This is a genomic window from Pseudomonas sp. ACN5 (genome assembly GCF_002303975.1).
Lineage (GTDB): Bacteria > Pseudomonadota > Gammaproteobacteria > Pseudomonadales > Pseudomonadaceae > Aquipseudomonas > Aquipseudomonas laurylsulfatiphila.
This window is the reverse complement of the sequence record NZ_MRCP01000013.1, coordinates 43,536-57,680: the sequence shown is the minus strand read 5'-3', so window position 1 is coordinate 57,680 and position 14,145 is coordinate 43,536. Positions and strand designations below refer to the sequence as shown.

The window sequence follows — 14,145 nt, the reverse complement described above, 5'->3', positions numbered from 1 at the left end:
TCCCACAGGGGTTCTACGGTGAATTCAGACCGGTGCACTGTTTATTGCAACGCCTTGCTCAAAGGCAACCGCGCCATGTTCTGTGCCTTCAGTGAACCGAAATACAACCAGTCCCCATACTCGCGCACCGTGGTGATCGGTGAGTAGTTGTCGGTGCTGGCGTCCTGCAGGTTGGCGATCACCTTGCCTTCAAGGTCCAGGCCCAGGGCGAACCCGCGCTTTTCCACCGGTTTGGGCAGGACGGTCATGGCTCGCACGATCATCTTGCGCACGAACGGATGCGCCGCCGTGCCGTCGAGCAGGGCATTTCGAGGGGCATACAATGCCACCCAGAACCGGTCGTGACCATTGAACGACAGGTTGTCCGGCAGGCCCGGCAGGTTGTCGATGAACAGGTCTTGGGTGCCGGCCTTGGGGCCGCTGAGCCAATAGCGGCTGATGCGGTAGGCGCCGGTTTCATTGACCAGCACGTAGGCATCGTCCGGTCCCAGGGCCACGCCGTTGGCAAACTCCAGCTTGTCCAGCACAACCGCCGTTTTGCCGGTCTGGAAGTCGTAGCGCAGCAATCGACCGTCACCACCGTGTTCGAGCACGGCCTCACCGTCGTGGCCATAACCGAAGCGGCTCGAAGCATCGCTGAAATAAGCGTAGTGACCGGGTTTGTCTATGACCACATCATCGGTAAAACCGAAGGGAACGCCGCCGGCCTCTGTGGTCAAGGCCACCAGGCGACCCTGGGCGTCGAGGGACAACAAACCCTTGACGGCATCGGCGATCACCAGCAGGCCATTGGGATGCCGGGCCAGGCCCAGTGGCCGGCCACCGGTGTCGGCCAGGACTTTGGTGGTCTTGCCATCCAGGCTGGTGCGGATCAGGCGCCCGTCGTGCAGGCCGGTGATGAGCGTGTCGTTTTCCAGCAACAGGGCTTCCGGCCCGTCGATGTCGGCGGCACCGACGCGCTCCATGCCTTTGAGGCGCTGATTGTCGGCGTAGACTCCGCTGGAGAGGGACGGCGCGGGTTGTGGCGTCCAGGCCACCGGTCGCACCTTGGTCGGCATCAGCAGCAGGAAGGCGCCGATGACGACAAAGACCAGCAGCAGGCATTTGAGGATTCTGCTCACGCGTTGACTCCGGTTGCCACCAGGTATTTCTGCGCCATCTCGCGCAACGCTTGCATCGACGCCGCCGATTCCCGGTCGATGCGTCGCTTGAGCAACAACCGGTTGGCAATCCGCATCGCCAGGCCGCTGAATTGGTACTCCAGGGTGCGGACGAAACGTGTGTCCTTGCCCAGGGCTTCGCATTCGTAGGTGACCACCAGCGACAGGCCATGGTCACCCTGGGCACGCGCGCTCCAGCGCTGGCCGGGCAGGTACTGCGCCACTTCCCAGCGCAAGTGTCCTTCACGACCGCCGGCGCGGATGTCCTCCTCGAAACGTGCGCCGGCTTGCAATGGACCTTTGGGCCCATCGATGTGCAGCGACGACGGGTGCCATTGCGGCCAAAGGGTCACGGTGCTGGCGTAGGCCAATACATCAATCGGGTGTCCGGCAATGACAATCTGATGCTGCATGCGGGTCATGGGCGTTCTCGTCGGGTTGAGCGGCACGGGCTCCGGCTCCCAATAGAGGGTGCCGAACAGGTAGTCCATCAGCGGGAAAACGATGTTGAAATTGCGCTCCTGCATCAGTTCGCGGCGGTGGTGCAGTTCGTGCAGCCGGCGCATCTGGCGGATCCACGGCAGCCGTGTGACCGGGTTGCGCGACGGCAGATGCTCGCAGGCATGGAACACTTCATAAGCCAGGTAGCCGAGGACAAGAACGCCGCCGACCAGTCCGGCGACGTTGGTATCGATGTGCTTGAGCAGCCACCAGAGGGGCAGGGCCACGGCGAGTGTGTGCAGTACGATCAGCCAGGCCGGAAACAGGATCACCCGCCAGTCGCGGGCGCTGTCGTAGGTCATGTGGCCTGGGGTGAAAAAACTGTGGTGGTCGCCCGCGTGACGGGCATAAAACAGCCGGGCGAAGCGTTTTTTATGATGCCCCAGGTGGCGATGCACCATGTACACGCCGAGGTTGAACACTAGCAGCGTGACGGGCACCGCAAGCCATTGAGCCGGCTGTACCTGATGCACGTTGCTCCAGAAAGCGCTGATCGCCAGCGCCCCGAACAACAGGACAAAAGCGCCGTGCAGCCAAGGGTTGTAGAGCGGATGAATGGCGGCGCGGTAGCGGCTGCGGAATCCTTCGGTGGTCTGCCTCACTGCAATCACCTGTCGTTATTGTTATCTCCTGCAGATTAGTCGATTGCGCTGTTCTGGCGGGGCGAACCTTGAGGACACAACGGCCATGATCCGGTGCAAACCGGTCTCAAGTCAGCGGGTCCCAGCGTTGCGACCAGTCTTCGTCGGAATCGATCACCTCGCGCAGCAGGTCGAAGGCGCGTTGCAGCGTCGGCGAGTCACGGTCGCGGGAGTAGACCAGATAGGTCGGGTAGCTGAACTCCGGAGCCTTGGGCACCCGTTCCAGGGCACCGCTATCGAGATAACTCTGCACGACACGGGTGCGGAAGTAACCACTGCCGCCGTTTTCGAGAAGGTATTGCAGGCCCAACGGACCGAGATTGAAACTCAGCGCAGCCTTGGCTTTTTCCGGCAGGGCGGCATCGTGCTGGCGCCGGAATTCGGCGCCCCAATCGATGTACACATAAGGATCGGGCCTGTCGGCCAGGCGCACGAGAATCAGTTTTTCTTCGAGTACCTGCTCGACCTGCAAACGCGGCCAATACTCGGGCTGATACACCAGCGCAGCATCCAGAACGCCCAACTCCAGTTGGCGCAGGAGGTTTTCTCCGTCATGGATTTCCATGCGCAGGGCGTGGCTGGGGATGTGCTTGCGGATTTCGCCGGCCCAGCCGAGCATCAGCGGGTTACACAGGCTCACCTCGCCACCGATGTGCAGCACATCGCGATAACCCTCGGGCAAGGGCAGATCACGCCGCGCGGCGTCCCAGGTTTGCACCAGTTGGTTGGCGTACACCACGAATGCTTCACCGTTGGGCGTCAGGCGAGCACCGGCACGGTTGCGCACGAACAGGGTACTGCCCAGTTGGCTCTCGAGTTTCTGCACCCGCGCGGTGATCGCGGTCTGGGTGACATGGAGCTTTTGCGCGGCGGCAGCCAGGCTGCCATGGCGGACGATTTCGAGGAAAGTGCGGGCGAGGTCGATGTCCATGGGGTGGCCGGTGTGGGAGGTTGAGGCATTGTAAGAGCACAAACCTCACAGGCACCACTCATACCCCTCGCCACAGGGCAGGCAAAAACGACGAATCCCGCCCCTAGGGGCGGGATTCGTTTGCAGCAGGCACGCTCCCGAAGGCCGGGAGCCAGGTGCTTACGACGGGAACAGCTCGGACAGTTTCATGGCCAGCATCATGTCGCCTTCAGCGCGCAGTTTGCCGCCCATGAACGCTTGCATGCCGTCAGTCGAACCGTCGACGATGCCTTCCAGGGTTTCGCCGTCCATCACCAGAGTCACCTGGGCGTCCGGGTTTTCGCCTTCCTGCAGCTCGCAAGTCTGGTCTTTGACGATCAGCGAGAAGTTCTTGGTGTCGTCGATGCGGAAACCGAAGACCAGGTCCAGACCGGCAGCAGCGGCTGGGTTGAACTTGGCTTTCATTGCTTGTACGGCGTCTGCTACGGAGGTCATGGTTCGATCCTTTCTTGGGTAATAAGAGCAGGGTGATTACTGCCAGGGTCACAATAGTCCGGACTCAGCGAAACGTGATGAGTTCCGGGGCCTTCAACAGTTGCAGGTGCGCATGACTGTTGAAGGAAGCCAGCGACACCTCGCGACCACGAAACTTCAGCTGGTTGAGCGAGGTGTTGACGATTTGCCAGTTCAATTCAAAGGCCTGCCGGGCAGGCATTTGGGTAATCAGGTGGAGCAGGGCGGTGATGGTGCCGCCGGACGTGAACACGGCGATTTTCTGGGTGTTGTCGGCCTGGTCGAGAATGCGATGCAAGCCGGCCCGCACCCGCTCGACAAACCCCAGCCAGCTTTCCAGGCCCGGTGTGTCGTAGGTACCGGCGAGCCAGCGTTCGATAATCAGGGCGAAGATACGCTGGAACTCGCCACGGTTTTGCGCGGCGTTGCGCAAGATGTTCAGCGCTTCGGGTTCGTCCGGCAACATGGCCGGCAACAGCGCGCGGATCACCGCATCGGCGTCGAATTCGTTGAAGGCGGAGTCGGTTTCCAGCAGCGGCACCGGCAGGCCCACCGCGGCGAATTGTTCCAGCGCGCTGTTGGCCGTGTGCTGCTGGCGGCGCAGATCCCCTGCCAGGCAGCGGTCGAAGCTGATCCCGAGTTCGGCCAGGTGCCGGCCAAGGATTTCAGCCTGACGAATGCCGGTCGGCGACAGGACGTCGTAGTCGTCTGCACCGAAGGAGGCCTGGCCATGTCGAATCAAATAGATACTGCCCACGTCCGCGTCATCCCGGTACGTTGAAGGTTTGGCGAGGTTATGAGGATGGCGGTGAGCTGTCAATGAAAAAACATACGCTTGTTTGAAATGCTTGTTACAGGCCCGTTGCCAGAGGTTTCACGGCTGGTCGCAAGGTCGACGCATGGGTATGCTGGAGGTATCCCGCGCGCGTTCAAGCCGCGCATCGTTTGAGGAGTCCCCGTGGAGTTTTTTTCCGAGTACGCCATTTTTCTGGCCAAGACCGTGACCCTGGTGATCGCCATTCTGGTGGTCCTGGCCAGTTTTGCGGCCCTGCGCAGCAAGGGGCGGCGCAAGTCGTCCGGCCAGTTGCAGGTCAGCAAGCTCAATGATTTCTACAAAGGGCTGCGCGAACGCCTGGAGCAAACCTTGCTCGACAAGGACCAGCTCAAGGCCCTGCGCAAGACCCAGGCCAAGACCGACAAGAAGCAGAAGAAAAAAACCGAGGTCAAACCCCGGGTGTTCGTGCTCGATTTCAACGGCGATATCAAGGCTTCGGCCACCGAAAGCCTGCGCCACGAAATCACGGCCTTGCTGACCCTTGCCACGCCCAAGGACGAAGTGGTCCTGCGCCTGGAAAGCGGCGGCGGCATGGTTCACAGCTACGGCCTGGCCTCCTCGCAACTGGCGCGTATCCGCGAAGCCGGCGTGCCCCTGACCGTGTGCATCGACAAGGTCGCGGCCAGCGGTGGCTACATGATGGCGTGCATCGGCCAGAAAATCATCAGCGCACCGTTCGCGATCCTCGGCTCGATTGGCGTGGTGGCGCAGTTGCCCAACGTCAATCGCCTGCTGAAAAAGCACGACATCGACTTCGAAGTGCTGACCGCCGGTGAATACAAACGCACCCTGACCGTGTTTGGCGAAAACACCGAGAAGGGCCGGGAGAAGTTCCAGCAAGACCTGGACATCACCCATCAACTGTTCAAGAACTTCGTGTCGCGCTACCGTCCGCAACTGGCGATTGATGAAGTGGCCACCGGCGAAATCTGGCTCGGCGTCGCGGCGCTGGACAAGCACCTGGTCGACGAACTCAAGACCAGCGATGAATACCTCGCCGAGCGCGCCAGCAAGTCCGAGCTCTACCACTTGCATTACGCCGAACGCAAAAGCCTGCCGGAGCGCATCGGCATGGCCGCCAGCGGCTCGGTTGATCGCGTGCTGTTGAGTTGGTGGAGCCGTTTGACCCAGCAACGTTTCTGGTAGCGGGCCAGGAAATTTTGCCAAACATCCAGCCGGGGCATTTGCCCCGGTTTTTTTTGTGGGGTGTTTTCAGTTGTTTGGAGGCCGCGCGGGCGCGATCCCTTGTGGGAGCTGGCTTGTCGGGCCGCCGCATCGCAGCGATGGTCGTTAACGATTACGCGTGTGAACTGGATTAGCGCGGCGCACTGGAGTCCATCGCCAGCAGGCTGGCTCCTACAGGTACCCGGGAATCTTTTTTTGCCTGCGAACGCTTGCCCGATGTCTTCCACGGCACGGCGAAATCTCTGAAGGCGTCAGGCGATCGTTCCTGCTTTCGGCAACGCGGCGGCTGGGTATGTTGGTGTTCCAAAAAACAGTTGCCATGGAATGCACATGAATGACCATCAGACACCGCTAAATCCCCAGCCTGCGCCGCTGCGCGAAACACTGCAATCTGTGGTGAGCGCGGCCTTACCGCAATCACCCGAGCAGTTCGGTGCGCAGTTGATCAGGGAGAAATGGGGGCAAGACATCGACCCGCCAACCGCGCTGTTGGTCACCCTGGATTACCGCTACCGCGGGCATCCGCCGCAGGACGGCATCGAGCAAGGTCAGGTGGCGAGTACCCAAACCCTGGTCCAGGCGTTGCTGCAGAACTACCAGACCGTCGGCGACGGGCGCTTCGCCGAAAGCGTGTTTGGCTTGTACACACCCCCCGATGTCGGCCCGTCCATTCGCATCGTGGAGCAGGTCGATGAGTTCGCCGACCACGGCAATGGCAACCACCATACCTATGAAGGCATTTATCGCCAGACCACGCCCCAGGAGTATGGACCGGCAACGCAAATTGCCCTCAGGCCGGCGGCGTTCAAACAGTGGGTGTGGGAGCTGGATTTGCAAACCCGCTATCAGGCTTACCTTGATCGCACCTGGCCCTCCGATAAGCGAATCGTCCAGGCGCAGCCTTACGACTTGAGAACCTCGGCCAAGGCCGCCTTCATCATGAGCGCCTGCCTGCAACAGCAGGAGGGCAGTTTGAGTCAGGAAGGCCTGGCCCTGGCCATGCAGGCCGCCGGCTTGCCAGCGGGGCAGGCGTGGAGTGCGTTGACCCTCGATCAGCTACAGGCGCCGACGCGTGTCGGCGCGCCGATCGAGGCCGGTCGGCTGACGATCTATCGCTACACGTCGGACGATATCTGGTGTTATTGCCACCGTCACAGCGGCAAGGTCCTGCTGAATATCCCGGGCAACTCCTCACCCTTGCATGAATTCACCGACTGGCGACACCTGCGCCAATGGATCGTGGCCCAGGGCCAGGTACCGGCCACACGCCAGGCGCTGCTCGCGCATTTTGCCGAGAACGATCGGGAAGACGGCACCTTCCATGCGGGCGTGTCGACCGCGCTGGAGGGCATGGCGGTTTACCCGAACGAACACTGGCTGAAAAGGAGCGCCGGGCTCTTCAACGACGACGGTTTCTGGGACCCGCAGGATTACATCGATCTTGAGCGAGCTCACTCCGACACCGATCCGTTCGCGCAACTGGTGCTGACCATGAAGCAGGCCTCGATGGCCAGCGTCAAAACCATCCGTGACGATGCCCAGGTCAATCGCGACAACCTGAGCGCGGTGGTGGAACCGCTGGTGCGCTGGATCAACCGGTTGGGGCCATTGGCATTGTTCATTCCGGGAGGCGAGGGCGTCCTGGTGCTGGCCGGCCTGATCGACGCCGGTTATGGCCTCGATCAGGCCATCAACGGCAAGACACCGGAGCAGCGCTCCGAGGGCGTGACGCGCACCGTGTTCGGCTTGCTCAATGCGCTCCCGCTGGTCGGGGCCGTGGTGGCACTCAAGGGCGAAGAAAAAATCGCCGGAACCGTGAACGAGTCTGGAGAACCCGCGAGCGAGCCGCATCCCGGAACGCCGGCCAAGCCCGTAGCCGGATCGACTCCGGTGCCGGTGTCGACCCGAGTAGCGCTGTTGCGTGAGGTGTGCGCACCCCATGCTGCCTTCAGTGATGAGGTACTGGGGCAGATCGCCCGGGTCAGCACGGTCGACGACGATATGCTGCGCCTGATGCAGGCAGGTCGCCCGCCAACGCCGCTGCTGGCCGATACCATCACGCGCTTCAAGCTCGATCAGGAACTCGAAGGCGTCACCGATGCGCAAGCACGGGCCGGATTGTTCAACACCCGCTATCAGGCGCTCCAGCACTCGGAGCAGGAATGGGTTCGCCTGTTTCAGCGCGAATACCCAGGATTGCCGAAAGGCGCCGTGGAGCAAATCCTCGACCGTTCGGGAGTCGACATCCATCAGCCCTTCGACGCTGACGAGGCGCTGCAATTGCTCAAGCGACTGGACAACAAATCGCGGGACTACCAACAGCATGTACGACTCAACCGGGCCTATGAAGGCTTGTACTTGCGTTCGGTCCTGCATCCCGACACCGATGTCCTGGCACTGCACTCCCTGCATCGCCTGCCCGACTGGCCGCAAGGCCTGCGCATCGAGGTACTCGACGGGGCAATCAGTGGCCGTGTCCTGGACCGCTGCGGTCCGCTCGATTCCATGGATTGCCGGCGTTTGATCAAGGTCGGTAACCGCTATCGATACACCGCGGTGGCGGCTAGCGACGGCGAGGGTTCGGACCTGTTTACCGCGCTGCTCGACCTCTTGTCCGTGGAGGAACGTACGGCGATGTCGCTTCACTCGCCGGATGCTGCCAGCGAGTTGCGGTTGCGCATTGGCGGTCATGCCTTGGCCCGTTCCGAGTTGATACTGGGCTTGAATCGAATGGATTCGCGGTTGCCTTTCGAAGCCTTGGGATTGCGCGGTGGCGGCTTCCCGAACACGCCACAGGCCGCAGAGCTGTCCCATGGAGTCATGCGTCTGCAGATCAAGGATCTGTATCCGGATTTCACTGATGCCCAGGCGGATGAGTTGCTGATTGAAGCGGGTGCCGGGGCTCAGGCACTGGTGGATCGCCTGATTGCGCAGATGCAGCAGTTGCATGCCGATCTGCGTCAGTGGATCGACCAGTCCGTGCTGGATGCCGATGACATGGACATCGATTTTCTGTCCGTTGGCGATGATGAAGCAGAGGGCATGACCCTGGGGCAGGTGGCGGCGCACAATGTCCAACTGCTGCAAACCGTGATCGATTACGAGCGTGAAACTCGGACCGAACTGGGCGATGAACTGATGAGCATCTGGCAAAAATGCGCGCCCCGGATCAATAGAGTGATGTCGGGTGAGGCGTTCTCCGGGTACAGGCTGGACCTGGCTTTCGAGGACTACCATCGGTTGCCGACGATGAACGTACGCTTCAATGAGGTCGTCGAGTTATCGATGCTGGGCCTGCACCTGGTCGAGCGCGAGAGCCTGAGCGCCTTTCTCGAAAGTTTTCCGAACCTGCGTTCCCTGAACCTGGAGCGTGTCGACCTGCGTCTACTCAACGCAGACGGCGTACTGGAAGGTGTGTTGCCTCCACCGATTCGGCAAATGACCCGTCTCACTACGCTCAACCTGAGTACCACTTTGCTGCAGTTTCAGGAGAACACGGCTGCACAATTGGGTGATCTGGTGAGCTTGCAAACGCTGGACCTGAGTGACAACCCCTTGACCGTCCCGCCCGTTGTCCTGGGCCTCAATGAGTTGCGTGTATTGAACCTGAGAAACACCGGGATCAGCCGTTGTCCGATAGGCATCACCGATCAGCCGTACTTCACCTCGCTCGACTTGCGAGGCAACCGCATCAGCCGGGTTCCCCAATCGATACTGAATCAGGCGGTCTCCCGGGACCGGGTGAAACTGTGGGGTAATCCGCTGACGGATGAAGATACCTTGCTGCGCCTGGTCGATCATCGCGAGCGTACCGGCATCAACTTGTGGCTGAGTGAACCGGGTGCCGATTACGGCAGTGCGACACCCTGGCTGGAGGAGGGCGACGAAAGTGTGCGCGAAGCGCGGCAACAGATCTGGCAACGACTGGCCGTCAAGCCATCGGGCAGTGCGTTGCTTCGGGTCATGGATGGATTGCGCCTGACGGCGGATTTCCAGGTCGGCTATCTGTCGCTGCAGGCGCGTGTGTGGCACTTGCTGCACGAAGCGGATACGTCAGAGGAGTTGTGGGGCTGGTTGCGTCAGAGTATCGAAACGCGGGTTGGCGATGCAGAAAACCCGTTCAGGATGTTCGTGGTGCTGGAAGAACGAGTCCGGCTATACCGTGACTGGGTCGCCATGGGGCGGCCGATTCCGCTGGTGGAACATCCGGTGTTCTAGCGCGAAGGGTAAACCCCCTTGAACCCCGGGGCCGGGGTCCAAGGGGTGACGGTCAGCGGCGACGGAACAGCGGCAGCGGTTCGTCGGTCGCGGCCTGATAGCTCACCGAGAAGTCCTTGAGACCTTCAAGGGCTTCGTGCGGATCCTTGTCGGGGCGAATGGCAAACGCGTCGAAACCACAGCGATGCATGTAGAACAGCTGGTCACGCAGCACGTCACCAATGGCCCGCAATTCGCCCTTGAAACCGTAACGGTCACGCAGCAGGCGGGCGTTGGAGTAGTTGCGGCCATCGGTGAATGCCGGGAAGTTCAGGGCAATGACCTGGAACTGCGCGACGTCTTCACCGATTTCCTCGGCTTCTTCATCGGCGTCAAGCCAGATGCCCAGGCCGCCGTCGCGGGCCATGAGCATACGGCTGTGTTCGCGCCACAACTGCAACGGCACGATGTAGTCGTCGCAGTTGGTGATCTCGTCGATGCTGAAGTCCTTGGGCAGCAGGTGCCAGGTCTCGTCGACGACCTCGTTGTTCTTAATGATTCGCTGCATAGACACGCTCCTTGAAGAGGTCGATACCAATACGCTGATAGGTGTCGATGAAGCGTTCGTCTTCGGTACGTTGTTCGATGTACACGTCGATCAGCTTTTCGATCACGTCAGGCATGGCTTCCTGGGCAAAGGACGGGCCGAGGATCTTGCCCAGGCTGGCGTCACGGCTGGCGCTGCCGCCGAGGGAAACCTGATAGAACTCTTCGCCTTTCTTGTCCACCCCGAGGATGCCGATGTGGCCCACGTGGTGGTGGCCGCAAGCGTTCATACAACCGGAGATGTTCAGGTCCAGCTCGCCGATGTCGAACAGATAGTCCAGGTCGTCGAAACGGCGCTGGATCGATTCGGCGATCGGGATCGACTTGGCATTGGCCAGGGAGCAGAAGTCGCCACCCGGGCAGCAGATGATGTCGGTCAGCAAGCCGATGTTCGGCGTGGCGAAGCCTTGCTCGCGCAGCTCGCCCCACAGGACGAACAGCTTGTCCTGCTCGACGTCGGCCAGAATGATGTTCTGCTCGTGGGAGGTACGCAGTTGACCGAAGCTGTAACGCTCGGCCAGGTCGGCCACGGCGTCGAGCTGTTTGTCGGTGATGTCGCCCGGTGCAACGCCGGTAGGCTTGAGGGACAAGGTCACGGCCACGTAGCCCGGTTTCTTGTGGGCCAGGGTGTTGCGTGCGCGCCAGCGGGAGAAGCCCGGGTGCTGCAGGTCGAGCTCGGCCAGGGCGGCGGACTGGTTGTCCAGCGCCTTGTAGTCCGGGTCGACGAAATGTTTGGCGACGCGCTGCACTTCGGCTTCGGTCAGCGTGGTCTGGCCACCGCGCAGGTGCTCCATTTCCGCGTCGACTTTCTGTGCGAAGACTTCAGGCGTCAGCGCTTTCACCAGGATCTTGATCCGCGCCTTGTACTTGTTGTCGCGACGGCCATAGCGGTTGTAGACCCGCAGGATGGCGTCGAGGTAGCTCAACAGGTCTTGCCACGGCAGGAACTCATTGATGAATGCACCCACCACCGGCGTACGGCCCAGGCCACCACCGACCAGCACACGGAAGCCCAATTCGCCAGCGGCGTTGTGCACCGGCTCAAGGCCGATGTCATGGACTTCGATGGCGGCGCGGTCGGAAGTCGAACCGTTGACGGCGATCTTGAACTTGCGCGGAAGGTAGGCGAATTCCGGGTGGAAAGTCGTCCACTGGCGCACGATCTCGCACCATGGGCGCGGATCGATCAGTTCGTCGGCGGCGACACCGGCAAACTGGTCGGTGGTGACGTTGCGCAGGCAGTTGCCGCTGGTCTGGATCGCGTGCATCTGCACGGTGGCCAGTTCAGCGAGAATGTCCGGAATGTCTTCCACGGCCGGCCAGTTGAACTGCACGTTCTGCCGGGTACTGATGTGGGCGTAGCCCTTGTCGTAGTCCCGGGCGATCTTGGCCATCATTCGCATTTGCCGCGAAGTCAGTTGGCCGTAAGGCACCGCGACTCGCAACATGGGCGCGAAACGCTGGATATAAAGGCCATTTTGCAGGCGCAGAGGGCGGAATTCTTCTTCGCTCAGCTCGCCTGCCAGATAGCGTCGGGTCTGATCACGGAACTGCTTGACGCGGTCCTCGATGATCCGCTGATCGTATTCGTCGTATACGTACATATAAGTCCTGTTCTCAGGCTTGGGCCGGTCGGAAACAGCGGCGTTTTTTGGCTGGCTGGCGTCCGATAAAACCTCGGCAATTCTGCGCGCACGGCCGCGCACTCCCTACGGAGCCGGGGCAAGATACCAGTTTGCAGTTATGCGTAAAAGTGATGTTTGAGCATATGTAAAGAACCAAATCGCCTAATGAGAATCGTTGTGGCAAAGACCCTGTTTGTGATGCGGGCAATCGTCGTCTTTACTCTGCTCGAGTCTTTATGCAATCACCGATAAAACCGACAAGAGGCGATGCAATGAGCAACCCAACCAAAGCACGGAAAAGCGATAGCACTGTAGATGCCTGGGCAATCTTGTTCCTGATCATGCTGGTCGTGGGGACGGCGGTTTTCTGGGTCAGCCACCAATAAACGACCCCGTCCGGGCCCGGTTCCGACGATTGTCTGACAAAAACCGGAAAAATCGCCGTTTTACGGACCTTCGCTGGCTATAATGCGCGGCGAATTTCCGGGGGCTCGGACGACCAATGTTGAAGTTTCTGTATGGCGTATTGCTGACGCTGGGCATGGTCGTGGGACCTTGTGCCCAAGCGGCGTCAGTGCTGTTCCTGAATCCGGGAACCCCAACGGAAGCGTTCTGGGCGAGTTACTCGCAGTTCATGCAGGCTGCGGCGACGGACCTGGGGATGGACCTGCGTATCCAGTATTCCGACCGCGTCTCCGAAAACACCATCCGCCAGGCTCGTGAAGCCCTTCAGGGCGACCATCGTCCCGATTACCTGGTCTTCGTCAACGAGCAATACATCGCCCCCGAGGTCCTGCGGCTGGCCAAAGGCAGCGGGGTGAAGCTGTTCATGGTCAACAATGCCCTGACGGCGGATCAGATGAAACTGATTGGCGCGCGGCCTGACAAATATCCCGATTTGCTCGGTAGCCTGGTGCCCAATGACGAGGAGGGCGGCTACCTGATGCTCAAGGAACTGATCCGGCAGCACGGCCCGGTGGCCCCCGGCCAGACGATTGAACTGCTGGCCTTTTCCGGTTTGAAGGTCACCCCGTCCGCGCAATATCGCGAGAAAGGCCTGCGGCGTGCCTTGGCCGAGCACCCCGAAGTGCGTTTGCGCCAACTGGTGTACGGCGGCTGGACCCGGCAACGCGCCTACGAGCAGGCCAGGTTGTTGTTCAAGCGCTACCCGCAGACGTCGCTGGTCTGGGCCGCGAACGACGAGATGGCGTTCGGTGTGATGCAGGCGTATGTCGAGGCCGGCGGGGAGCCAGGCAAAGGCGTGCTGTTCGGCGCGATCAACAATTCACCCGAGGCGTTGCAGGCACTGCTGGACCGTCGCCTGAGTGTATTGTTGGGCGGGCACTTCAGTCTGGGTGGCTGGGCGCTGGTGCAATTGCATGACTACGATGAAGGCGTGGACATCAGCCAGTACGGCGGCCGTGACCGGCAGATTCCGTTGCTGCAACTGATCGACCGGGCACAGGCCAGGCGACTGCTGGCGATGGGGGCCACCCAGGACTTCGGTGTGGATTTTCACAAACTCTCGGCCAAGGGCCGTCCCGCGTCCTGGCGTTACCCGTTCACCCTGCAAACCCTGATGCACTGAGCCGCGTCAAACCCCGGCCAGGAGTAGCACCAGCTTGACGATGCCGAACAGCGTCAAGGCAAACACCACCGTGAACAGGACCCCCAGAATCACGAAATGACTGGGCTTGCCGTGCGTGAAATCGCGGGCCCGGTTCTTCCCGCTCTGCACCCCGAACGCCGCCGCCATGACGCTGTGCAGCATTTGCCAGAAGCTCGGCGGCTTGTTGTCGGCCGGATCGTCCATAAAACCCTCGCCACGAATGTGTGTGAGGCAAGCATAGACAATACACAGCCTGCACAAAACAAATGTGGGAGCGAGCTTGCTCGCGATGGGGCCGTAACAGTCGATATCCATGCGACTGTCAGTCCGCCATCGCGAGCAAGCTCGCTCCCACAGAGGTAT

At 60.9% G+C, this 14,145-nt stretch carries 11 protein-coding genes; 3 read left to right on the top strand and 8 right to left on the bottom strand.

What is annotated here, in order from left to right:
• Positions 1 to 41: 41 nt before the first annotated feature.
• The 5 genes from BSF40_RS22520 to BSF40_RS22500 all read right to left on the bottom strand — a co-directional run bounded on the left by BSF40_RS22520 (position 42) and on the right by BSF40_RS22500 (position 4,482).
• Positions 42 to 1,121, bottom strand: coding sequence for an SMP-30/gluconolactonase/LRE family protein (locus tag BSF40_RS22520; protein WP_095966812.1), 1,080 nt, complete (start codon positions 1,119 to 1,121; stop codon positions 42 to 44).
• Positions 1,118 to 2,263 (bottom strand): SRPBCC family protein, encoded by a 1,146-nt coding sequence (locus BSF40_RS22515; RefSeq protein ID WP_095966811.1) that lies wholly within the window; start codon positions 2,261 to 2,263, stop codon positions 1,118 to 1,120. The genes BSF40_RS22520 and BSF40_RS22515 overlap by 4 nt, the downstream gene beginning before the upstream one ends.
• Before the next feature lie 106 nt (positions 2,264 to 2,369).
• Positions 2,370 to 3,233 carry a LysR family transcriptional regulator gene (locus tag BSF40_RS22510; protein WP_095966810.1) on the bottom strand — a complete coding sequence of 288 codons (864 nt, stop codon included), beginning with the start codon at positions 3,231 to 3,233 and terminating at the stop codon, positions 2,370 to 2,372.
• Between the two features lie 159 nt (positions 3,234 to 3,392).
• A complete protein-coding gene (locus tag BSF40_RS22505) occupies positions 3,393 to 3,707 on the bottom strand; it encodes an SCP2 sterol-binding domain-containing protein (RefSeq protein ID WP_015094878.1) in 315 nt (104 codons plus the stop codon).
• A gap of 64 nt (positions 3,708 to 3,771) precedes the next feature.
• Positions 3,772 to 4,482 (bottom strand): histidine phosphatase family protein, encoded by a 711-nt coding sequence (locus BSF40_RS22500; protein WP_015094879.1) that lies wholly within the window; start codon positions 4,480 to 4,482, stop codon positions 3,772 to 3,774.
• A gap of 201 nt (positions 4,483 to 4,683) precedes the next feature.
• Between BSF40_RS22500 and sohB the strand changes: the two genes are divergently transcribed.
• Together sohB and BSF40_RS22490 are read left to right on the top strand one after the other, a co-directional pair.
• Entirely contained in the window at positions 4,684 to 5,706 is a 1,023-nt protein-coding gene (gene sohB / locus BSF40_RS22495; RefSeq protein ID WP_007976507.1) for a protease SohB, read from the top strand.
• Positions 5,707 to 6,075: 369 nt separating this feature from the next.
• Complete coding sequence (locus BSF40_RS22490) at positions 6,076 to 9,963, top strand: dermonecrotic toxin domain-containing protein (RefSeq protein WP_095966809.1); 3,888 nt, start codon at positions 6,076 to 6,078, stop codon at positions 9,961 to 9,963.
• Positions 9,964 to 10,015: 52 nt separating this feature from the next.
• Here BSF40_RS22490 and BSF40_RS22485 read toward each other — a convergent pair whose 3' ends face one another.
• Both BSF40_RS22485 and BSF40_RS22480 read right to left on the bottom strand, forming a co-directional pair.
• Entirely contained in the window at positions 10,016 to 10,510 is a 495-nt protein-coding gene (locus BSF40_RS22485) for a DUF934 domain-containing protein (RefSeq protein ID WP_095966808.1), read from the bottom strand.
• Positions 10,494 to 12,152: a nitrite/sulfite reductase gene (locus BSF40_RS22480; RefSeq protein WP_095966807.1), complete on the bottom strand. Its 1,659-nt coding sequence runs from the start codon at positions 12,150 to 12,152 to the stop codon at positions 10,494 to 10,496. The genes BSF40_RS22485 and BSF40_RS22480 overlap by 17 nt, the downstream gene beginning before the upstream one ends.
• A 523-nt stretch (positions 12,153 to 12,675) precedes the next feature.
• On the opposite strand from BSF40_RS22480, the gene BSF40_RS22475 reads away from it, so the two are divergent.
• On the top strand, positions 12,676 to 13,761 hold the full coding sequence (locus tag BSF40_RS22475; protein ID WP_095966806.1) for an ABC transporter substrate-binding protein: 1,086 nt from the start codon (positions 12,676 to 12,678) through the stop codon (positions 13,759 to 13,761).
• Positions 13,762 to 13,767: 6 nt separating this feature from the next.
• On the opposite strand, the gene BSF40_RS22470 is transcribed toward BSF40_RS22475, so the two are convergent.
• A complete protein-coding gene (locus tag BSF40_RS22470) occupies positions 13,768 to 13,986 on the bottom strand; it encodes a DUF2970 domain-containing protein (protein WP_095966805.1) in 219 nt (72 codons plus the stop codon).
• Between the last annotated feature and the right edge of the window lie 159 nt (positions 13,987 to 14,145).

What these genes read in the sequence shown, in the direction of transcription:
- BSF40_RS22505 (WP_015094878.1), bottom strand. Translation starts at nt 3,707, where the DNA reads ATGACCTCCGTAGCAGACGCCGTACAAGCAATGAAAGCCAAGTTCAAC.
- BSF40_RS22475 (WP_095966806.1), top strand. Translation starts at nt 12,676, where the DNA reads ATGTTGAAGTTTCTGTATGGCGTATTGCTGACGCTGGGCATGGTCGTG.
- BSF40_RS22480 (WP_095966807.1), bottom strand. Translation starts at nt 12,152, where the DNA reads ATGTACGTATACGACGAATACGATCAGCGGATCATCGAGGACCGCGTC.
- BSF40_RS22470 (WP_095966805.1), bottom strand. Translation starts at nt 13,986, where the DNA reads ATGGACGATCCGGCCGACAACAAGCCGCCGAGCTTCTGGCAAATGCTG.
- BSF40_RS22485 (WP_095966808.1), bottom strand. Translation starts at nt 10,510, where the DNA reads ATGCAGCGAATCATTAAGAACAACGAGGTCGTCGACGAGACCTGGCAC.
- BSF40_RS22510 (WP_095966810.1), bottom strand. Translation starts at nt 3,233, where the DNA reads ATGGACATCGACCTCGCCCGCACTTTCCTCGAAATCGTCCGCCATGGC.
- BSF40_RS22490 (WP_095966809.1), top strand. Translation starts at nt 6,076, where the DNA reads ATGAATGACCATCAGACACCGCTAAATCCCCAGCCTGCGCCGCTGCGC.